The following is a 20,220-nucleotide window of genomic DNA, read 5'->3' on the forward strand; positions in this document are numbered from 1 at the left end:
AAACTTTTCTTCACGCTATGGCTCATTGTCTTTTATCAAATCATTTGTAGTACAAAACAATTTATCTTAATGGTACTACCATAATTATTATAACGACTTACTTGAAAGACGAATTATACAGAAAATATATTATACAAGTTAGCCGGATTTATGTGTATGGATAGACATGAGTAGGCCAAATCCTGCCATCAGAGTCACGATAGCCGTACCACCATAACTAATGAATGGTAGTGGAACACCTACGACAGGCAAAATGCCGCCAACCATACCGACATTGACGAATATATAAACAAAGAAAGACATGGCGATAGCACCAGCCAACAATCTGCTATAAACGTCAGGATGAGTAAAAGCGATATATAAGGCACGTGATAAAAGGCAGAAATAAATGAACATCAGTAGCATCACACCGAGTAAACCAAACTCTTCGGAGAAGGCGGCAATAATAAAGTCAGTATGGCCTTCTGGTAGGAAATGTAGGTGTGATTGCGTGCCTTCTAGATAGCCTTTTCCAGTAAGACCACCAGAGCCAATGGCTGTCTTCGATTGAATGATGTTCCATCCAGCACCTTGTACATCTGCTTCAGGATTAAGGAGTGTCAATACTCGCGTACGCTGATAGTCATGAAGTAAAAAGTTCCAAGCAAAAGCAATAAACGGCACAGCTAAAATTACAGCAGCAGAAATCAATCGCCACGAGAGGCCTGCTAAGAAAAGCACAAATATGCCGCTAGCAGCGACCAGTAACGACGTACCAAGATCAGGCTCTTTAGCAATTAATAGCACCGGTACAATGATCAATGCTAAGGTAATAGCAATGCTAGATGCTGACGGTGGCAAATCACGCTTAGACAAAAACCAAGCACACATCATTGGCATACCAAGCTTCATAAACTCTGAAGGCTGCACACTACCGAACCCAGGCAAATTGATCCAGCGCTGAGCACCCATACGTACTTCACCGATAATATCTACCAATACCAATAATATAAGTCCTAAGACATAAAATATGGGCGTAAAAGTACGATAGAGACTGGGCGGTATCTGCGCCATGGTAAACATTACCGCGAATGCCACTCCATAACTGACCATTTGGCGAATAACCATACCAATATCTTGGCTGGCGGCGCTGTATAGAATCGTCAGACCAATACAACAAACCGTCAATAACAGTAAAGTTAACCATGGGTCGATATGAATACGTTGCCATAGCGTCGGTGCATGACCTTGACCCAAATGATGGCTCTGACGTGAAAAACGATATTGCGGGTTAGAAGACATAGGCAGAATTTGGCTAACAATTGGTGTAGGAGGGAAGTACTAACTAAATTATCTCATTATAAATAATGATGAGAAGCGTACTTAAAAGTACCGACTTTAATAAAAATATGCGAGCACGCAATGGCTATATAATTCACAAATAATAATAAAGTCACTCAATTATAAAAGTTATAAGGATAAGTGTTAATTATCAATATTGGACTTCAAATTAGAAGCGATAGTTTAGCCTGCTTGTTGAAAATTTGATAGTATCGATAAAACGTTTTTAGCGGTAGTTTCTTGCAATGATAAAATCAAAAATCCATGCGTATAGGCAAATTTGCCAACCTATTATCACCCTTATTCTATGTGCTGGCAGTGTCAGTGCTCATGCCGTTATTATCAGCGACGATAGTGAACGCCGTATTCAAATACGTCAAAGTAGCAGTACAAGCAATAACAGTAATGCGTATATAACGCCCTCTACCAATAGCTCAAATCAGCGTCCTGGTGTCACCATGTTGAGTGGTGCGAATGCAGCAAATGGCGACAGTATGCAAAACTTGATTGTACAAAAACAGCGTGATTTCGAGATTGATGCTAGGTTGTCCATTGAAGAAAACAAACGTGTGAATGTAGTGAGACGCGGTACTACTTATAGTACAGCAAGCAACACCTATAATGGTGCTTATAACGATTCTATGAGTATGGACTTTAATGCATGGTTAAACAGCAATAGCTATCGTGTCAGACAAGTAGCAGAGTATGAGCGTTATCTTAGCGCAAGAGTCGGATCACAGAATGTACCGCCATTGTCTCAACTGCTGACGACTGCCCGTAGTTGGAGTAAATGCGGGTATGAGCCGTATCAACTACCGCCTCAAGAGCTATGGTCTAACATTGTACCAACATTGCGCCTTTATAGTGAGTTGAAAAACCAAGGTATTTTACCACTCAGCAGTGAGATACGTTCGGTATATCGTAACCCAGGATTGAATGATTGTGCAGGCGGGGCAGATGGTAGTAAGCATATGAATGCAAGCGCTATGGATATCTGGGTGCCTGAGTACGAAGACAATTTATGGCGCTTGAGTACCATGCATGATGGCTTATGTCAGTTTTGGCAGTATCAAGGACAGCCTTATAATTTTGGCTTAGGATTATATGCGACAGGGGCTATTCATTTAGATACGGATGGTTATCGTAAGTGGGGGTTCAATCACGCTAGTAGTTCCTCTTCTTGCCGCTATTAATTGATTTATCAAGAATCGAGAATTCAAATAATTATAAAGTTAGCCGAGATAACGCTAGATATATATTCATTTTTGTATATACTATTCCGGTGTTTACTAAAAATAATAATTTTGTAATTATTTGGTAGGATTCATAGGATAGATGCATGAGTTCATTAAAAATTTGTTTGGTCTTTAAAAACTATGCTTTAATAATATCTGTTATCAATCGCCTTTATATTTTCATGGCTTATAAAGAAAACCACCAAATTTACTTTAAGCGAAAACTATGAAAAATCAGCGCTTGACAATGAAAAACTATCATAAATTAAATAACGAGAAGCAAAGTTTTTTGCACTCGAACTATAAGTATGGCGCTTTGTTTACTTCTGCACTTATGTCGGTATTATTGATTAATGCGTGTAGTACAGAGATGTCCTCTGAAAACAATATGATAGTGACGGATAAAGCTGATAGACATATACAAAGCTCTAAAGAGATAGGAGATAGTATCAAGAACTCTTACGCTCGTTTAGCCTCTAAGCGCTCTGATGTCTGTCCAAAATTAATTCAAGAAGAAACAGGTAATCAGGTTATCGAACGTATATCAGAGGTCATGGTAAATGACTACTGTGATTATTTCTTATATCCGCGAGAGGGTCAGCGCCTCAATGTTAAAGTAGATAACCGTCAAATAGAAGCGCTATTAATTGTGCCGACGCTACATAACTTTGCCAATGGTAATTATAAAGTGACGTCTTATGATAAGCATGTTATCCGTTTGAGCTATAACGGGGCTACCCATAAGCCTGAGCATTTTGTCTATGATGTTGCGCTAAAAATTTCTGACGCCAAGTATTCCTAATGCCAAGCATTAAGAATGTTCTGCTTCTTATTTAAAGATTATAGCCGTTCAAATATTTAAATGGACATATTATGAGTAGTATTTTTTACCATTTATAATACGTCCATTGGATTGATAACGCTTATTTCTAATATTGCTTCCTAGCGATTTATTTCTTACTGGTTTTTTCTACCACTTTCTTTTCTTTCCAAGGATCTTCTTGCCCAACCGTAACTATTAAAAAGTTATCAGGTTTTAGCTTATCTCGCATGGTTTGATTGACCTCTGAAAGTGTGACTTGATCAATGCGATTGGTATAGTCAGCTAAGTAATTATTCGGCAATTGGTAAAAATTCATCATTCCAAGTAAGCTATTAATACCAGCATTGCTCGCAAACCCCATCGGGAAGCTGTTTTTCAAATTATCTGTAGTTAAGCGCATCTCCTCATTGGTGATACCCTTGTCTAGCGTCTCATTGATAACCGCTAAGCTTGCATCAATAGCCGCACGCGCCTTGTCATTACGTGTTGAAAAACCAATCTGGTAGGGACCTCGAGAGAGCATCGGATTCATCGATCCCGAGATTCCATAAGTATAGCCGAGGTTCTGTCTTACCTCCGTCATTAGTCGCGCATTAAAGTCACTGCCTGCCATGACTTCGTTTCCAACAGTAAAGTTGGTTTGCTGCTGCTGTGCTATTGGGTCGGTTGCCCTTTTGCTACCCAGCTGTCCCATGAGTACAGTGGTTTGAGTGCTTGGGAATGGAATATGAACGTGCTGCGCTTGAGTAAGCAGTTTCGGCTCAGGTAAATCAGTGGCAGCTTGGCCAGTAGGCAATTTAGCAGTGATGTCTTCTGCCAGTTTTTTGGCTTGTGCTAATGTCAGGTTGCCGGTCATAGCGACAGATGCGTTTGCTGCTACCAGATATTTGTTTTTAAAGTCTATCAGTTGTTGCTTTTCAATCGTAGGAACGCTTTCTAGTGTGCCGACTGATGGATGCGCGTAAGGGTGAGTACCATATAGAGCCTCGTTGAAAGCGATGCTTGCTAAGCTATTAGGATCTTGTTTTTGTTGCTGCAGGCCGACCAACAGTCTTGCTTTATTGCGAGCTAGAACTTGCTCGTCAAACGTAGGCTCACTTACCATCTGTGTCATTAAGTCGATGGCTGGCAGAAGATGCTTATCATCAGATAGGCTACGCAGTGAAACAATAAACATATCCTTATAGGCGCTACTGCTTAGATTGATGCCCAACGTTTCCACTGCACGAGTAAATGCATTTTCATCTAGGCTTTTTGAGCCCTGTTCGAGCATCGTCGCTGTCATATTCGCAATACCAAAACCCTCTTTTTTGATACTACCATCACGCGCGCTACCAGCATTAAAACGCAAATCAACATCGACAATTGGCAAGGTGGTCGTTTGTACAAACATAACAGGTACGCCAGACTTGGTCTTAAACTGTTGAATGGTCGGTACGGTGACTTTTAAAGGTTTGTCATCGGCTAAGCTGGTCAGTTTAGATAGAGCAGCAATTGGCGCACTTGCATCGACTGCAGCAGGTGAGCGGTAATCTTCAGCAGCTGTTGTATCAGCTTGAGCAGTAGTAGCCAAGATACCAAAAGCAAAAATTACGCTAGCACTGAGATAAGATCCCTTTTTAGATGCGATAGTGCTTCTTATAGAGGCTGAAGCAGTTTTAAAAGATTTTGGTTTTGCTTTAGAGTCGTATTTATTCTGAATCATGAGTTTCTTCTTATTAAGAATACGGTGCTATGGCCATTTTTATGAGACGTTTGATAATAGGCAGCGACTATTTCGCTGAGGTTTTATTGTCTTTAGGTGGTACGACATGCATCACCGTTAAGTTGTCTTTGACCAAATACTTTTTACTAGCAGCTTGAATATCAGCCACACTGATACCATCGAGCTTAGCTGGCAGTTTAGCAAGCAGTCTGTCATCTAGACCGATAGATTGTAACGAGCCAATCATACGCGCTTGTCCTTCCATGCTGTCTTGCGCGTAAATCAAACCAGTAACCGTATTGGTCTTGGCGCGACTAATCTCATCATCGGCAATAGGATCGGTTTTTAGCTTTTCTATTTCTAAGGTTATAGCTTGTTGTGCTTGCTCTAAGCTGACGCCTTCACGAGGTGTTGCTTGAATCAAAAACAGCCCGTCGCCGCGATCTAGCAAGTCGTAAGAAGTACCAACCGTCGTCAATATACCTTGCTCACGTATCAGTCGACTCTCTAAGCGTGCAGATAAGCCGCCATCGAGCACATCTTGCGCAAGTGAAAGGGCATAAGCTTGTTTTTCATTGTTGGTGCCTGCCGTGGCAAGGCTTGGTACGTTGTAACCCATCATTAGAACGTGCACTTGTACGGCTTGCTCAGAGTCTACCTTTTGATAACCACGGAAGCCTTTTTGAGTCACAGAAGTACGTTTGGGTAGGTTGCTTTTTTCTAAATCACCGAAGTAACGTTTGACTTGAGTAAGTACTTCTTGTGGTTGCACGTCGCCGACGATGACTAACGTTGCATTATTTGGTGCATACCACGTCTTATACCAATTTTTTAGATCTGAAAGTTTAATCGATTCTAGCTCGTTCATAGGTCCAATTACAGATTCGCCTTTTGGGCTGTCAGGTAAGGCCAGCAGACGAAATGACTCATACGCTTTAGCAAGCGGATTGTCATCAGTACGTTGGCGACGCTCTTCCATGACCACTTGATGCTCTTTAGCAAATTCTTTGTCATCAAATATAAGGTTTTTCATGCGATCTGCTTCAAGCTCTAGCGCTAACGGCATACGATTGGCAGGGAATAGCTCGTAGTATCCGGTATAGTCATAGCTGGTAAAGGCATTGTTGACGCCGCCAAACTTAGCAATTAGCCGCTCATAATCATCACTAGAAACGTTGGTCGTGCCCTTAAACATCATGTGCTCGAGTAAGTGAGAGATACCACCTTTATCAAGAGGCTCATCTGCTGAGCCCACTCGGTACCAGATTTGTGTCATAGCGACTGGGGCACGGTGGTCTTCTTTTATGACGACTTTTAGACCATTTTCTAACTGATATTCATGTCGACCTGACATGTCCATTGTCAACTCAGACGGCTGAGTGTCTTTGCTCGTTTTATTTTCATCTGATATGTTTTGAGCCAAGCTATCGGTTGCGATTGAGCTTGTCGCAGTTGCAGAGTTAGTAGGCATCATATTGGTTTGACACGCAGCAAGTGACGCTGCTACTGCTAAGGCACAAGCAATGCGTAATGGTGCAGCTGCTAGAGGTAAAGACAATGGCATGGTATGGTCTACTTATATAAAATAATAATAGAAGAATTAGATACTAATCATAGCGATAGAAAACATTATAAAGAGGTCTGGGCACCAACCATAACACTAGCAGTTGGTCTGAACTCTTGCGTCGTGGTGCAACCGGTCACCAATATAGTCGTCGTTAATAAAACAGCCACACTGATGCTGCTGATTTTCTTATAGTGCTTAGAGAGTAATGACATAACGGATTCCTAATAAGTTTTTATCGAATAAGTCTTGGTAGAGTAGGCGAAGTCTGACAAGTAACAGGTCAGAATTTTGTGTCCAAACCTTAAGCAAAACTTTCTCAAATCATTGAGTGATTTTTTAAACAAATAAATTTTGACGATAGTCTAATAGGGTAAGGGCTGAGCACGACTTGAATTATGCTAAAATAGGTCAAAATTAAGCGTCATGTCGCTCGTAGCCAGATGACAACCTATAAATCCATTAACAATAAACAAATAATTGATTGTGATAACTTTTAGGGCAAACTTATGAACAACCCAAACAATAGCAACCGCGTAGTCATTAACCTTGATACTGGTCTTGACGACTTAGATGACGATGATATTACCTTACCCAGTCTACCAGTGCAATCTGTGCCCATTATTGATGAAACAGAGAGTATTGCGCCACAAAAGGACAGTACGGTAAACCAAGACGTCTCTAGCAATGATGCTGCAGAAAATATTGCTTTGGCGACGCCAATTGTCATGACAGAAGAGCATAATGTCCCTAAAGGTAATTCTGAAAGCTTTTCAAGCGCTACAGAGACAGCCGCTACAGGTCAATCAAATGCTGCGTCAACTATTCCCGCTATGCCGCTGCAAGAACAGTTAGGTGATACGCCAAGCGTAAACCCAGTGGCTAACAGCGACGTACAGGCAGATACTGCAAAAGAGTCCGCTACAGAGTCACAAGAGACAAAAGAGAATAAGAAAAAGGGCAGCTGGTTCAACCGTATGAAAACGGGCCTCAGTAAGTCACGCAAAAACTTAGCTGAAGGCATGGTCAGTATCTTAATCGGTGGTAAAGAGATTGATGACGAGCTATTAGAAGAAGTTGAAGATCAGCTATTGGTAGCCGATATTGGCGTCAACGCGACGAACCGTATCATCAAGAGCCTTACTGAGCAGACAGATCGTGGTGACTTGATTTATGCACATTCTCTATATAAAGCATTGCAAAGTGAGTTGGTTGATATCCTAACGCCAAAAGTTGAGCCATTGGTGATTGATACTAGCAAAAAGCCATTTGTTATATTGGTAGTAGGGGTCAATGGCGTAGGGAAAACCACAACGATTGGTAAGCTTGCCAAGCGTCTACAGGGTGAAGGTAAATCAGTTATGCTGGCAGCGGGTGATACGTTCCGTGCGGCAGCTACTGAGCAGCTACAGATTTGGGGCGAGCGTAATCATATTCCAGTGGTAGCGCAAGGTCATGGTTCTGACAGCGCTTCTGTCATTTTTGATGCGATGCAGTCAGCCAAAGCAAAAAATATCGATGTGCTCATCGCCGATACTGCTGGACGTCTGCAAAACAAGACACATTTGATGGCAGAGTTAGAGAAGGTCGTACGTGTCATGCGTAAGGCGGATCCAAGTGCTCCGCATGAAGGTATGATTGTGCTGGATGCTGGCACGGGTCAAAATGCTATTAACCAAGTCGAGCTATTCAATAAAGTTGTGCCGCTGACAGGCATCACTATTACTAAGTTAGATGGTACTGCTAAAGGTGGTGTGGTGTTTAATATTGCCGAAACGACAGATGTGCCTATCCGCTATATTGGTGTGGGTGAGTCGATTGACGACTTACGTTCTTTTAGTCCGAAGCAATTTGTCGCCGCCTTGTTCGAGACCGACGATAAAGAATAAAAGAGCCAGTTTTAATTGGTAAATCATTTTTAAGATAATAGGGAAGTAGACGCTATGATAGTTACCACAGCAGCGTTTGGGTCACATCGATTAACGCTAATTGCTCGTGTCAATGAGCATGGTCAGTCTATGCTTGTTGAAGCCAACTGGCTGCTGGCAGGTAACTCGTGGCACAGCTCAAAATCTGTACCCAAACTTAAAAAGTACTATGGACTGACAGATGAAGACTTTACCTTTATAGATAAAAATAGCCTAAGCATGAACAAACCTGCTCAAGCATTATTGATAGAAACGATTTTCCAACTCAAAGACTATGCTGATGGTAAACGTAAGACGTTAGATTTGCCTTTAGACTTCTCTATGGGCACTGAGTTTCAGCAAAGAGTATGGCAGGCATTACAAGGTATTGAGTATGGCGAAACCATTAGCTATGCCACACTCGCGCAGCGTGTCAACAGTCCAAAGGGGTTTCGTGCGGTTGCGCAGGCTAATGGTAAAAATCCTTTTAGTATCATCGTTCCTTGTCATCGAGTCATTGCAAGCGACGGTAAGCTCGGTGGCTATACAGGCGGGCTAGATAAAAAAGAGTATTTACTAGCACTTGAAGGAAGTTGGACATAGAACTGAGTCTGGAGCTATCTTAATAAAAAAGGGCCAAATACTTTTAGTATCTGGCCCTTTTTACTGAACAATTAATAAGCTTATGCTTCAAGCTGAGCCATGACGTCAGCAGAGAAGTTCACGTTAGTATAAACTTCTTGCACATCATCAGCATCTTCTAGCATATCGATCATCTTCATGATCTTTTCAGCATCATCAACATTGTCGATCTCAGCCGTGGTAGATGGTGACATAGTGACTTCGGCGTTGTCAGAAATAAGACCAGCCGCATTAAGGGCATCTTGGACTTGACCGAAACTTTCCCATTCAGTAATAACGAGCAAGCTTTCGCCATCATTTTCGATATCAACGGCGCCCGCATCTAGTGCAACGAGCATCACTTCATCTTCTAAGCTGACATCGTTAAAAGTGATTTCGCCACGTTTAGTGAATAGATACGCCACTGAACCTGATGTGCCAAGATTACCATCATTCTTGGTAAAAGCATGACGTACTTCGCTGACCGTACGGTTAAGGTTATCAGTCATGGTTTCGACCAGTACAGCCACACCACCAACACCGTAGCCTTCGTAACTGACTTCTTCCATATTCTCATTATCGCCGCCACCTGTACCACGGTCGACAGCACGATTAATCGTGTCGCGCGTCATATTGACGGATAGAGCTTTTTCGATAACTGCACGTAAGCGTGGGTTTTTGTCAGGATCGGGATCGCCTTGTTTGGCAGCTGAAACGATTTCGCGAATAATCTTGGTAAATATCTTACCCCTTACTGCATCCTGACGGGCTTTACGGTGTTTAATATTTGCCCATTTTGAATGGCCTGCCATATAACATCCTTAAGTTCTACGTACTATTTTTATGGGTAAAAAGAGTGATCAACAACAACCTTCGATATCTGATTGCCTGATTTTATACTATCATTACTTTGTCTATTTGAGGTAGTAGCGCTACTGGCACGTTAATGATTTGTATGTTGTTGAGAGTGCTTTTTTGCTACACTGTGGCAACTTATAGATTGTATTCACTGTGATAGGTGAGCGATATTATAAACCAGTTTTAGCTATTTTGACCAACTTGCCCTTATCCATCACATTTTAAGTCATTGCGTGCTATCAAGCCATTGATTTTATAAAGTACTGATTCTATGAAGCAACCAACCGCCGAAGCTCTTACACACTTGCGTAACCGTACGCATATCATTATTGAAGGCACAGATACTCGTCTGGGTAAGCTCTTTGATATTGTATTGCTGATTGCAATTTTAGCCAGTGTGGCCGTCGTCATGCTTGATAGTGTGCTATATATGCGTTTGCAGTATGGCACGTTGTTCTTTTATGCAGAGTGGTTTTTTACCATTTTGTTTACTATTGAGTATGCGTTAAGGCTGTTTTCAGCACCCAACCGCTTACGATATGCTTTTAGTTTCTTTGGAATAGTAGACTTACTGTCTGTATTGCCAAGTTATTTGAGCCTAATGTTTGTAGGCGTGCAGTATCTACTTGTGATACGGGTATTACGTATTTTACGTGTGTTCCGCGTTCTTAAGCTCAAGGCCTATATGCAACAGGCTGGGTTCTTGGCGTCTGCATTAAAAACCAGTCAGCAGAAAATCACGGTCTTTTTCTTATCGCTTGTATTATTGGTAACCATCTTTGGTTCGATTATTTATGTGGTAGAAGGGCCGGAAAATGGATTTACCAGTATTCCACTGTCTATCTACTGGGCAGTTGTCACGATGACGACGGTTGGCTATGGTGATATGTCACCCAAAACACCACTCGGCCAAGCAATTGCAACCATGGTCATGATCACGGGTTATTCGATTATTGCGGTACCAACAGGTATTTTTACGTCAGAGTTAGCACGTAATATGCGTCCACAACTTAACCCAGTGACTTGCCCCAACTGTGGTAAATTCGGTCATGCAGTAGGGGCAGACTTTTGCGATCGTTGTGGTCACGCGCTACATATTTAGAGACAGATTTAATCGTGACAGTCAACATACCTACTATGCATCGATATATTCATCAACCAGTGGTGAGAGGTCGATCTCGACGCCTAGATTGACCAGATTCCAGTATTGTCCTGATACAGTACGGTCTAGCATCATAGTGGTGGCTGAGGGTTGAAACTGACCAAAGTACTTCAAAGACGTACGCATCTGTGCGATTGCCTCATGATGGACTTGGCTACTACCAAAATCAAAATTTCCTTCTTGATACGGGCTAATGGATAAAGGTTTGAGTCCGATTGATAGCCACTTTTCATAAAACTCACCAGGGATGTTCTTGTCATCTTCGCGGCGAATATCTAGCGCAATCAAATCCTGTTCAAGTGCAGTGACGTCACCTCTTATCGCATGTTTGACAAAGCGTTTGAATAGCTGTACTTCGCTATCACTATAACTGCGGATGCCCCCAAAGTCATAAGCCACGACACTGCCATCATGACGGAACGCAAAGTTACCTGGATGAGGGTCGCAGTGCATACGGTATAATCCAAATAGCTGGCCTGCGGTAAAATGAAATAAACGCTCAGCTATTTTTTGTTTGACGTCATTGTCCCATGTTGCAGCGACAGTCAATGTCTCTCCCATCTCTTCGGTTAACGTTAAAATCCGTCTAGAAGAATGGCTGCTAATCACTTTGGGAATAATAAGGCCTTCATCTTCTGCATGAAAAGCGCCGAATACGCGTAAGTTATGAGCTTCTTTAACATAGTCTAATTCATCGTGCAGGCTCTGGCGAATCTCATTAAAAAGCTGCTCTTGTAGTTGCTTGCTCATATTGAGCACGCCAGCGATTTTTAAAGCCATACGTACTTGTTTGAGATCGCTATCGCAGTTTTCATCGACATCAGGATACTGAACTTTGACCACCACTTTTTGACCTGATGGCAACGTCGCTTTATGCACTTGTCCAATAGATGCTGCGGCAAAGGGTGTCTCTTCAAACTCGCTGAATAACTCTAAGATCGGCGCTTTCAGTTCGCGTTCAACTTGGGCTTGTATCTGCGCATACGGCATTGGCGGCGCATCTTTCTGTAGCTTTTCAAGTGCTGACGCAACCTCAGGCGGGAAAACATCCTTATATTGTGAAGCAATCTGTCCGACCTTCATTACTGCGCCTTTCATCTCACCCAACGTTTCGGCAATTTGAACGCCCACGTCTTGCATCAGATCTGAGCGAGCTTGCAGACGTTTTTCTTCGTCACTTGAGAGATGCTTAAATGAGTTTTTGGCGGCTTTGCCAGCAATACTCGCTGTCATGCCAGCGAGTTTCATAAAGCGTTTTCCGGACGATTTTGCCATTCATGTCACCGTATAATGGGTTGTTTGCTCAGTCGTAATTCTATTATTTTAATTGCAAAATTACTGTTTGACTAATGTGTGAAGACGCGAGTAATCATTTATAAAAAAGTAAGCACAGTCATATCATTTGCTTGTGTCAACTGCATACATATTGCTCAACCAGTAATCAAGTGCCATTTGATAGCCTAATTGTCCCAAGCCGCAAATAACTCCGACCGCAACGTCACTTAGATATGAATGATGACGGAAAGGCTCACGGGCATGAACATTGGATAAATGTACTTCTATAAATGGTTTTTGGGTGGCCAATAGCGCATCGCGCATCGCTACTGAAGTATGCGTAAATGCAGCTGGGTTAATGATAATAGCATCGACTTGGGCAGATTTATCCGCTAATAGTCCATGATGCTGGATATCGTCTACTAGCTTACCTTCATGGTTGGACTGTATACATATCAACTCTACACCGTGGCGAGCGGCGTGCTCAACTAGTTGCTTTTCTATATCAGCAAGTGTCGTATGACCATAAATATGCGGTTCCCGCTTACCGAGTAAATTCAGATTTACTCCGTTTACCAATAGTAATTTATGAGTCAATATTTGATTTGAATTTTCGTTAGTCGATTGTTCGGCTGTTTTTGATGGAGTAGAGGAGGTCATAATGGTCTCGGTAACTATTGAGCGGTGTTAATAATTTATAATAATATATGAATAATTTAAGGCGTGAGCTGCCAAGCTAAATTGGCTTCAACACATTTTGCTCTTTATCATAACAGCTTGCCAGCTAGGTTATAAAAATTTATCTAAAAAATTATTTAGATATCAAAAAGCATATTAAAAGTCTTTATGTTGCTAAAAACCCGTGCTATGATATTTTTTATGCAATAAATATTGCAAGTTTGTTGCTATCATCGAATTTCATGACGATAAGGGCGTTTAGCTAATTCGTTATGGAAGTACTATGTAGGTAATTAAAGCACTGCATAGACGATGATAAGTAGAGTAGTAATACTCTTAATGTTTGATTTCATAATCTTAGACCCTGTTTATATGCAATGTCGCAAAGGAAGCTAGGGCTAAGCGGACTTTTTTAGGAAGTAATATTATGTCAGCTCGTGAGCAAGGTATCGTTAAGTGGTTTAATGACTCAAAAGGCTTTGGTTTCATTCAACGTGACAGCGGAGAAGATATTTTTGTCCATTTCCGCGCGATTCAGGGTGATGGCTATCGTTCTCTAAAAGATGGCGAAAAAGTTGAGTTCAGCGTAGTAGAAGGTGACAAAGGTCTGCAAGCTGAAGAAGTCAGAAAGATAGAAGAGTAATTTACTCAGGCATTAGAGCGGTTTAGTTATAATGTCTGTACAAACTACTGATATACTACTGAGTCAAGCCCATCTTATCTTACCTATGTTGAGTGAACTGCAGCATATTTGGTAGGATTGGATTTGGGCTTGGCTTTTTTTATGCCTATATGTTTGATGGTAGTTTGCAGACTTGATAAAGCTACGCTTACTGATTACGGTTTAAACACTACATTTGACACTATAAAGGTTCATTGTGAGCCTATTTATAATTAATAAAATACAAGCAATTCATTTAAAAGGATATTTTTTTGAGCAATTTTACAACGTTTACTGATTTGCCACTTTCAACAGCGACCCTGCGTGCAGTAAGTGATCTAGGATTTACTGAATTGACGCCCATTCAGGCAAAGATACTACCGCATACATTGGCACATCAAGATGCTATTGGACAAGCACAAACGGGCACAGGGAAAACAGCGACTTTTCTACTGACTATTATGGAAGCCTTGCTTAAGCGTCCATTTACTAATGACGAAGAGCGCTATCTTGGTGAGCCGCGCGCTGTGGTCATGGCGCCAACTCGCGAATTGGCTCAGCAAATATTTGATGACTGCATTGCATTAACCAAATATACCTCGCTACATAGCGTCTGTATTATGGGCGGTACTAATTATGAAACTCAGCAGCACGAGCTTGAACGTCAATACGTTGATATCTTGGTAGCGACGCCTGGCCGTCTAATTGACCTTGCTAATAAAGGCATGGTGTATCTAGATAGAGTAGAAGTACTGGTACTTGATGAAGCCGATCGCATGTTAGATATGGGGTTCATTCCTGATATCAAGCGCCTAGTTGGTCGAATGCCTGCCAATACCGATCGCCAAAGCTTGCTGTTTTCTGCAACCTTTAACCAAGATGTGATGAATTTGGCCTATCGTTGGTTACATGAGCCTCAGTTTGTTGAAATTGAGCCTGAACACAAGACCAGCGAGTTAGTAGATCAGCATTTTTATTTGCTGACAGAAGATCAAAAGCTAGACGCCTTGCAGCGTATTATCAGTGATGAAGCAGTAGAGAAGGTCATCGTCTTTGCCAATCGTAAAGACCAAGTAAAGCGTCTGTATCACAAACTGCGTCAAGCGCATAATATTGTGATGCTCTCGGGCGATGTCATTCAGCAAAAACGTGAGAAGTACTTACAGCGATTTAAAGATGGTCACGCATCTATCTTGGTGGCGACAGATGTAGCAGGGCGCGGTATCCATGTCGATGATATCAGCCATGTGGTTAATTTTACTTTGCCTGATCAGCCAGATGACTATGTACACCGTATCGGTCGTACGGGCCGTGCGGGTCAGACAGGTATTAGTATCAGCTTTGTGAGTGAGGATGATGCCTTTAATATACCGGCATTAGAGAAGCATTTAGAAACCAAGTTTACGCTTGAGCAATGGCAGGAATAATTGCTATAAACTGAGCACTATTTAACAAGCAAAAGCCCTCAATATCAAAAATGGTATTGAGGGCTTTGTTATATGCTAAGTGTTAATAGTATCTGTTTAAATAATTTTATTGAGCATGTTCCATTATTTCAGTATGTTCATGGTGATTCATGTCCATTGATTCATCACTCATGTCATGCATACTATGATCCATATGGTTGTCCATATCCTGCATGTTATGATCCATGTCTTCTGCCATATTCATATCATGATTCATTTGGCTCATATTATGAGAGTCCATATCAGACATCATAGCAGCGTGGCTACCATGGTTCATCTCACCATGGCCGCCATGCATATTTGCCATGACCATCGGCACGACCGCTACTGCCAAACCTGATATCACCATAACCGCACCGTTTAGCTGTCTTAGGCGAAAACGTCCAATCTTATCACGTAGCCAACCCACCGTTTCATGCGTCGCAACCAACATCGGTATGGTTCCTAGACCAAAGACAAACATCAACGCAGCACCGCTTAATGGATTATGAGCAACGACCGCAATTAGTAGAGCGCCATATACCAAACCACAAGGCAAAAAGCCCCAAAGCAACCCTGCTGTTAATGCGCGCGGAAAAGTATTAAGTGGAAATACCTTTTGACGCAATGGGCTAAGATACTGCCAAAAGCGCATACCAAAACGTTCAAGCTTAGTCAAAAACGGCGCACCAAGCATCGTCACACCGACGAATACCAGTACCAATCCTAATAAAATACGCGGTGTACTATTACCCATCATCAATGGCTTTAATACGGTAATACCGATTAGCCCTGCAATTAAACCCAATAATGCGTAACTCGTTAAACGCCCAAAATGATACGTGGCCACCAAAGCACGACGTTTGGCGGGGCTGACATCTTTCATAGACAGACCAAATGCGGTCACAAGACCGCCACACATGCCTAAACAATGCGGTGAACCAAAGAATCCCATTAGTAATGCCGCCACAAGTAAAGCGATGGTCATGAATGCGTCTCCTAAGAATGGTAAAGGGCGAACTTGCTAGTGCTGAATTATTTAATAAAACGGCACCAATAAATTACGCATTTATAAGGCAGATAAATTAGATTTCTGAATCTTTATTTATCTCAGAATGATCGTTATTTCCATCAGTTGCGGCTGTTTTATCTTGCTGCTGGGTAGGTGCTGAGCGTTCATGAGCCTGCATAGTTTGGCGGCGTTCTTGACGGTCATCCAATATAATACGCTGTGATGCATTGTCCAGATCTTCGAATTGATTTGACTTGACCGCATAACGCACTGCCCAAATAGCAACCACAAACAGCATGAGACTTAATGGAATTAATAAAAATATACTGAGCATGGCAAATCTCTTAAATAGCAGTGTCTCTTATTATTATACACCCATCACAAATGTAGTGGATGTTCGGTAGCATTTAGAATGCGTCTCTCAATGGTATCGTATACATCTTTAACGTTTATTCGTCAGAGTTTTTTGTGGCATTGCCTCTTGGGGTTAATAGCTGCTGCGAAGTCACATCATTGGCATGGCGGCAGTCCATCTGGGGACGTATCACATCGCGCAGATAGGCTGCGACCTCATAGACAGCGCGCCGTGAGTGACTTAAGTTGTGTGCAGGCTTCATCCAGTCGCGTCTTACTGGCAGTGGCGCAGGGAGTGGTGTGCTATTGATACCATTTAAGGCAAACTGTCTGCGTGCACGCGCCATATGATAGCTATCAGTAATCAGATATACATGGCGTAACGGAATGCGTTTGGCTGTAAAGCGGGCGTTTTCACATGTATTCATGCTAGCATTTTCACTGATCAGTCCGTCGATACCGTGTTCCATCAACCATTGACCGAGCCATGGAGCTTCAGCGCCACTCAGTACAATCGGTAGAGGTAAGTCATGGTAAGCGCCTGCAGCGGTACGGGCGCGATTGAGACTATAGCGATTTAGGATAATTTGGTTGTTGTGGTCATTGGTCAGACCGCCGCCTAGGACTACATAAGCGGTAGGCGGGGAGCTCATGGCAGCAGCAGGCATGTCAGGTAGCGGCAATAGAGAAAAAATATAAACGATTGCTTGCGAAAACAGCGGGGTAAATAGGCTAATAATTACTAAAATAACAGACGTGGAGCCTAGTATGAAAGTAATATTGATAATGCGAAATAGTGTCACCATGCGTTCAGAAAACCGCAAGTAATATCGCCATAATCGTTTAGATAATAGCCGCTTAGACCATGATTTTTTAGGCAACATGCTCAGCATATCCAATTGAGCCATCAGCATTTACCCAGACTGGCTCACGTGACAATTGAATGGCAAATTTTTCATAGACAGTAGCAGCGATATGTTTCTGCGCTATGGCTACATCTTCTTGCGTGGCTTGCTGAGGCGTATGATTGGTCAATACTAGTGCTTGCTGTTTATGCGTAAAAATAGGTGCAATGCCGCCCCCTTTTAACCCTGCTTGCTCAATGAGCCAGCCTGCGGCAACCTTTACCATTGCATCAGGCATCGCGTAACCAACGATAGCTGGATAAGTTGCTTGCAGCGCTGTGAACCGCTCCTGAGCGATAATAGGGTTTTGAAAAAAACTGCCACAATTAGGTAGCTGTTTTGGGTCAGGCAGCTTTTGTTGTCTAATATCTATAATAGCTTGCATAACGTCAGCAGGAGTTGCTTGCTCGCGCCCTTGTTGCTCCGCATAGCGCTGCGCCACAGTCTGTACATCGCCATAACTGGCTAAAATATTGGCAGGATCAGTATGTAATCTGAAACCCACACGACTAATAAGCCATGTGTTTGGTGTGCGTTTAAAGATACTGTCACGATAGCCAAATTGGCAATCAGCAGCTGATAAATGGTGCCAAGTTTGTGTCGGCAAATGATAGGCGCGTACATACTGTAAGTGGTCTTCTAATTGTACGCCGTATGCACCGATATTTTGTATGGGTGCAGCGCCTGTCAGACCCGGTATTAAGGCAAGATTTTCTAACCCATACCAACCTTGATTGACCGTATGTACGACCAAATCATGCCAGTTTTCGCCAGCCATTACTTCGATATCGACATAATCGTCAGTTTGTTCGGTCAGATGAATACCACGCATCTTTGGCTGTAATACTATGGCTTTCAAAGCGGCAGGCAATAAAACATTGCTACCGCCAGACAGTACAAACAGTGGCAATTTGTCTGCTGTATCCTCTATATAAGCTGCCATAAAATCATCAAGCTGCGCTTCATTCTCTAATGTCACGACAGAATCAGCAACACAGGCCAATGCCATAGTATTATCATGTGACAAATCGATTGAATCAATGACTACGGTAGTCGCTGAAACATTCGAAACATCAGAGCTGATGGTAGACTGAGTACTGTGGTCAAGGCGTGAAGCTTGGGTCATAACATAGCCTATGTGGCAAAAGGATAATAAATGATAAGGTAGCTATAGTTGTTTCAATTTAAAAGAGATACAAAGCAACTGAGTGCAGACGTAACTGTGATACTTCAAGCGAGGTTAACGCTGTAGCTCTTTTATAGAAGATTAACCTTATTATAGAGGATACCGGATGCAAGAGTAGCAGAAATATAGACGGTATGGCTAGCAGGCTTTCCAGCTTTCTATCCAAGCTTGGGCGCTTGATTCGATACGCTCGATCACTTCTTCGAAATCATCGTTATCGCCCTTATATGGATCTGGCACATCGCTACCGCAATAGGTAGGGTCTTCTTCACTGAACAGCGCTAGTGTTGCTAAATTATCTTCTGACTCTATAATGCCATCTTTGATAGCTTGTAGATCAGCTAGATTCTGTGAATCCATGGCTAAGATTAAATCAAAATCATGAAAATCACTGGTACTGACTTGACGAGCGACCAGCTTATTAATTTTATAGCCGTGTGACTTAGCATGACGTTGTGAGCGAGCATCAGGCGCACTGCCAACGTGCCAATCACTGGTGCCTGCTGAGTCTACTTTTATAGATAGTCCAGCAATCGCTGCTTGCTGACGAAAAACTTCTTCAGCAGTAGGGGAGCGGCAGATATTTCCCAAACATACCAATAATACAGACGAGGGAGTACAGGCTTTCATCAGCATAATATGACCTTCTATAACAAAAAAAACATGCTATAAGAGACCAGCATTGTTAATGCGGCTTTTATTAGCATGCAATCGATTGAATCAGCTGCTAGCGTAACGCTTAATGCTTGGAATGGCAAGGATAGAGACTAAACAATAGCGTCATTTAACAATGAAAATTTGGCCATATGATGCATGGCCAAAAGGTGAGATAGTGAAACGGTTTTAATCTTGATTACTTTTAAAACGTTGTAGATCGCGTCGCTCTTTTTTGTTGGGTTTGTTGTCAGGACGAGCAAGGTTGGCTAGTTTACGCTGTTCGGCATAGTAAGCACGGCGCGTCTCGCTTTCTTTGGTCTCTGAATATAGTACCTCAGCGGCGGTCGCATTGCCACGCTGTGCAGATAGCGCCTCAACAACGACCGTCTTTTCAGTCATAGCGGTCGCTGAGCCTTGACGAATGGTTAGCTCATCTCCGACTGAAATCTCTTTACTGGTTTTTACCCGGCTACCAGCATAGTGCACGCGTCCACTTTCAATCGCTTGTTTGGCTAGGGTGCGTGTACGATAAAACCTAGCTGCCCAAAGCCATTTATCGAGACGGATTTTCACCAAACCTTGGTTATTGTCATCAGTATTTTTTTTCATAAGAGTCACTCTGCATTAATTTATATATTAAATCACCCCACTCTCAACTTGAAATAAGCAAATCAAACTGAAGAGGCGGATTACCAAGTTTTTTGTTGAGTACAAAGCACAGATTGTGTGACAGGATTTTACGAATCAATCGATGAGACAAATGCCATAAATCTCTTGCTCGTACCCTTTGTATATTAAATCGTTCTGATAGCTGACCAATGACAGTTTCAACGATACGGCGGGCTTTCATTA

General features: G+C 42.2%; 20 protein-coding genes and 1 pseudogene. 7 read left to right on the forward strand and 14 right to left on the reverse strand.

Going from position 1 to position 20,220, the window contains the following annotated elements:
• Positions 1 to 138 precede the first annotated feature (138 nt).
• A complete protein-coding gene (gene rodA / locus CXF61_RS13540) occupies positions 139 to 1,281 on the reverse strand; it encodes a rod shape-determining protein RodA (RefSeq protein ID WP_057760433.1) in 1,143 nt (380 codons plus the stop codon).
• Positions 1,282 to 1,565: 284 nt separating this feature from the next.
• Here rodA and CXF61_RS13545 point away from each other — a divergent pair, with 284 nt between their 5' ends.
• Both CXF61_RS13545 and CXF61_RS13550 read left to right on the forward strand, forming a co-directional pair.
• Positions 1,566 to 2,513 (forward strand): D-Ala-D-Ala carboxypeptidase family metallohydrolase, encoded by a 948-nt coding sequence (locus CXF61_RS13545; protein ID WP_165598594.1) that lies wholly within the window; start codon positions 1,566 to 1,568, stop codon positions 2,511 to 2,513.
• A 268-nt stretch (positions 2,514 to 2,781) separates the two neighbouring features.
• Positions 2,782 to 3,357: a hypothetical protein gene (locus CXF61_RS13550; protein WP_165598595.1), complete on the forward strand. Its 576-nt coding sequence runs from the start codon at positions 2,782 to 2,784 to the stop codon at positions 3,355 to 3,357.
• Positions 3,358 to 3,505: 148 nt separating this feature from the next.
• Here the strand turns inward: CXF61_RS13550 and CXF61_RS13555 are convergent, their stop codons facing one another.
• From CXF61_RS13555 to CXF61_RS13565, 3 genes are all read right to left on the reverse strand, one after another.
• Positions 3,506 to 5,083: a M16 family metallopeptidase gene (locus CXF61_RS13555; RefSeq protein ID WP_165598596.1), complete on the reverse strand. Its 1,578-nt coding sequence runs from the start codon at positions 5,081 to 5,083 to the stop codon at positions 3,506 to 3,508.
• Between the two features lie 67 nt (positions 5,084 to 5,150).
• Positions 5,151 to 6,647, reverse strand: a complete 1,497-nt coding sequence (locus tag CXF61_RS13560) for a M16 family metallopeptidase (protein WP_165598597.1) — start codon at positions 6,645 to 6,647, stop codon at positions 5,151 to 5,153.
• Positions 6,648 to 6,712: 65 nt separating this feature from the next.
• Positions 6,713 to 6,862, reverse strand: a complete 150-nt coding sequence (locus CXF61_RS13565; protein ID WP_165598598.1) for a hypothetical protein — start codon at positions 6,860 to 6,862, stop codon at positions 6,713 to 6,715.
• A 294-nt stretch (positions 6,863 to 7,156) separates the two neighbouring features.
• Between CXF61_RS13565 and ftsY the strand changes: the two genes are divergently transcribed.
• The gene (gene ftsY, locus CXF61_RS13570) at positions 7,157 to 8,536 is read left to right on the forward strand and encodes a signal recognition particle-docking protein FtsY (RefSeq protein ID WP_165598599.1); all 1,380 of its coding nucleotides are present in this window, start codon (positions 7,157 to 7,159) and stop codon (positions 8,534 to 8,536) included.
• 54 nt (positions 8,537 to 8,590) lie between these two features.
• Positions 8,591 to 9,157, forward strand: coding sequence for a methylated-DNA--[protein]-cysteine S-methyltransferase (locus CXF61_RS13575; protein ID WP_165598600.1), 567 nt, complete (start codon positions 8,591 to 8,593; stop codon positions 9,155 to 9,157).
• An 80-nt stretch (positions 9,158 to 9,237) separates the two neighbouring features.
• On the opposite strand, the gene CXF61_RS13580 is transcribed toward CXF61_RS13575, so the two are convergent.
• Positions 9,238 to 9,987 carry a YebC/PmpR family DNA-binding transcriptional regulator gene (locus tag CXF61_RS13580; protein WP_102091781.1) on the reverse strand — a complete coding sequence of 250 codons (750 nt, stop codon included), beginning with the start codon at positions 9,985 to 9,987 and terminating at the stop codon, positions 9,238 to 9,240.
• Positions 9,988 to 10,304: 317 nt separating this feature from the next.
• On the opposite strand from CXF61_RS13580, the gene CXF61_RS13585 reads away from it, so the two are divergent.
• Complete coding sequence (locus CXF61_RS13585) at positions 10,305 to 11,135, forward strand: ion transporter (RefSeq protein WP_057760421.1); 831 nt, start codon at positions 10,305 to 10,307, stop codon at positions 11,133 to 11,135.
• A 33-nt stretch (positions 11,136 to 11,168) separates the two neighbouring features.
• Here the strand turns inward: CXF61_RS13585 and CXF61_RS13590 are convergent, their stop codons facing one another.
• Both CXF61_RS13590 and aroQ read right to left on the reverse strand, forming a co-directional pair.
• On the reverse strand, positions 11,169 to 12,470 hold the full coding sequence (locus tag CXF61_RS13590) for an ABC1 kinase family protein (protein ID WP_165598601.1): 1,302 nt from the start codon (positions 12,468 to 12,470) through the stop codon (positions 11,169 to 11,171).
• 123 nt (positions 12,471 to 12,593) lie between these two features.
• Entirely contained in the window at positions 12,594 to 13,130 is a 537-nt protein-coding gene (aroQ, locus tag CXF61_RS13595; protein ID WP_165598602.1) for a type II 3-dehydroquinate dehydratase, read from the reverse strand.
• A 445-nt stretch (positions 13,131 to 13,575) separates the two neighbouring features.
• Between aroQ and CXF61_RS13600 the strand changes: the two genes are divergently transcribed.
• Positions 13,576 to 13,791 carry a cold-shock protein gene (locus CXF61_RS13600; protein WP_057760416.1) on the forward strand — a complete coding sequence of 72 codons (216 nt, stop codon included), beginning with the start codon at positions 13,576 to 13,578 and terminating at the stop codon, positions 13,789 to 13,791.
• Between the two features lie 290 nt (positions 13,792 to 14,081).
• The gene (locus CXF61_RS13605) at positions 14,082 to 15,236 is read left to right on the forward strand and encodes a DEAD/DEAH box helicase (protein WP_102091784.1); all 1,155 of its coding nucleotides are present in this window, start codon (positions 14,082 to 14,084) and stop codon (positions 15,234 to 15,236) included.
• Between the two features lie 106 nt (positions 15,237 to 15,342).
• Here CXF61_RS13605 and CXF61_RS13610 read toward each other — a convergent pair whose 3' ends face one another.
• From CXF61_RS13610 to CXF61_RS13640, 7 genes and pseudogenes are all read right to left on the reverse strand, one after another.
• Complete coding sequence (locus CXF61_RS13610; RefSeq protein WP_165598603.1) at positions 15,343 to 16,242, reverse strand: sulfite exporter TauE/SafE family protein; 900 nt, start codon at positions 16,240 to 16,242, stop codon at positions 15,343 to 15,345.
• A gap of 97 nt (positions 16,243 to 16,339) precedes the next feature.
• Entirely contained in the window at positions 16,340 to 16,600 is a 261-nt protein-coding gene (gene ccoS, locus CXF61_RS13615) for a cbb3-type cytochrome oxidase assembly protein CcoS (protein ID WP_227526711.1), read from the reverse strand.
• Positions 16,601 to 16,715: 115 nt separating this feature from the next.
• A complete protein-coding gene (locus CXF61_RS13620; protein WP_193834242.1) occupies positions 16,716 to 17,528 on the reverse strand; it encodes a YdcF family protein in 813 nt (270 codons plus the stop codon).
• On the reverse strand, positions 17,494 to 18,534 hold the full coding sequence (gene murB, locus CXF61_RS13625; RefSeq protein WP_264755691.1) for a UDP-N-acetylmuramate dehydrogenase: 1,041 nt from the start codon (positions 18,532 to 18,534) through the stop codon (positions 17,494 to 17,496). The genes CXF61_RS13620 and murB overlap by 35 nt, the downstream gene beginning before the upstream one ends.
• A 315-nt stretch (positions 18,535 to 18,849) precedes the next feature.
• Positions 18,850 to 19,347 (reverse strand): low molecular weight protein-tyrosine-phosphatase, encoded by a 498-nt coding sequence (locus tag CXF61_RS13630; protein ID WP_165598605.1) that lies wholly within the window; start codon positions 19,345 to 19,347, stop codon positions 18,850 to 18,852.
• A 207-nt stretch (positions 19,348 to 19,554) separates the two neighbouring features.
• The gene (locus CXF61_RS13635; protein WP_102091790.1) at positions 19,555 to 19,977 is read right to left on the reverse strand and encodes an RNA-binding S4 domain-containing protein; all 423 of its coding nucleotides are present in this window, start codon (positions 19,975 to 19,977) and stop codon (positions 19,555 to 19,557) included.
• A gap of 43 nt (positions 19,978 to 20,020) precedes the next feature.
• Positions 20,021 to 20,220 (reverse strand): annotated as a pseudogene (locus CXF61_RS13640) (IS982 family transposase); the annotation flags it as partial.

The organism is Psychrobacter sp. 4Dc (assembly GCF_002836715.1).
Taxonomy (GTDB): domain Bacteria; phylum Pseudomonadota; class Gammaproteobacteria; order Pseudomonadales; family Moraxellaceae; genus Psychrobacter.

Excerpts from the sequence above, each read along its gene's own strand:
- rodA (WP_057760433.1), bottom strand. The coding sequence starts at position 1,281 with ATGTCTTCTAACCCGCAATATCGTTTTTCACGTCAGAGCCATCATTTG.
- CXF61_RS13545 (WP_165598594.1), top strand. The coding sequence starts at position 1,566 with ATGATAAAATCAAAAATCCATGCGTATAGGCAAATTTGCCAACCTATT.
- CXF61_RS13550 (WP_165598595.1), top strand. The coding sequence starts at position 2,782 with ATGAAAAATCAGCGCTTGACAATGAAAAACTATCATAAATTAAATAAC.
- CXF61_RS13555 (WP_165598596.1), bottom strand. The coding sequence starts at position 5,083 with ATGATTCAGAATAAATACGACTCTAAAGCAAAACCAAAATCTTTTAAA.
- CXF61_RS13560 (WP_165598597.1), bottom strand. The coding sequence starts at position 6,647 with ATGCCATTGTCTTTACCTCTAGCAGCTGCACCATTACGCATTGCTTGT.
- CXF61_RS13565 (WP_165598598.1), bottom strand. The coding sequence starts at position 6,862 with ATGTCATTACTCTCTAAGCACTATAAGAAAATCAGCAGCATCAGTGTG.
- ftsY (WP_165598599.1), top strand. The coding sequence starts at position 7,157 with ATGAACAACCCAAACAATAGCAACCGCGTAGTCATTAACCTTGATACT.
- CXF61_RS13575 (WP_165598600.1), top strand. The coding sequence starts at position 8,591 with ATGATAGTTACCACAGCAGCGTTTGGGTCACATCGATTAACGCTAATT.
- CXF61_RS13580 (WP_102091781.1), bottom strand. The coding sequence starts at position 9,987 with ATGGCAGGCCATTCAAAATGGGCAAATATTAAACACCGTAAAGCCCGT.
- CXF61_RS13585 (WP_057760421.1), top strand. The coding sequence starts at position 10,305 with ATGAAGCAACCAACCGCCGAAGCTCTTACACACTTGCGTAACCGTACG.
- CXF61_RS13590 (WP_165598601.1), bottom strand. The coding sequence starts at position 12,470 with ATGGCAAAATCGTCCGGAAAACGCTTTATGAAACTCGCTGGCATGACA.
- aroQ (WP_165598602.1), bottom strand. The coding sequence starts at position 13,130 with ATGACCTCCTCTACTCCATCAAAAACAGCCGAACAATCGACTAACGAA.
- CXF61_RS13600 (WP_057760416.1), top strand. The coding sequence starts at position 13,576 with ATGTCAGCTCGTGAGCAAGGTATCGTTAAGTGGTTTAATGACTCAAAA.
- CXF61_RS13610 (WP_165598603.1), bottom strand. The coding sequence starts at position 16,242 with ATGACCATCGCTTTACTTGTGGCGGCATTACTAATGGGATTCTTTGGT.
- ccoS (WP_227526711.1), bottom strand. The coding sequence starts at position 16,600 with ATGCTCAGTATATTTTTATTAATTCCATTAAGTCTCATGCTGTTTGTG.
- CXF61_RS13620 (WP_193834242.1), bottom strand. The coding sequence starts at position 17,528 with ATGGCTCAATTGGATATGCTGAGCATGTTGCCTAAAAAATCATGGTCT.
- murB (WP_264755691.1), bottom strand. The coding sequence starts at position 18,534 with ATGGCATTGGCCTGTGTTGCTGATTCTGTCGTGACATTAGAGAATGAA.
- CXF61_RS13630 (WP_165598605.1), bottom strand. The coding sequence starts at position 19,347 with ATGCTGATGAAAGCCTGTACTCCCTCGTCTGTATTATTGGTATGTTTG.
- CXF61_RS13635 (WP_102091790.1), bottom strand. The coding sequence starts at position 19,977 with ATGAAAAAAAATACTGATGACAATAACCAAGGTTTGGTGAAAATCCGT.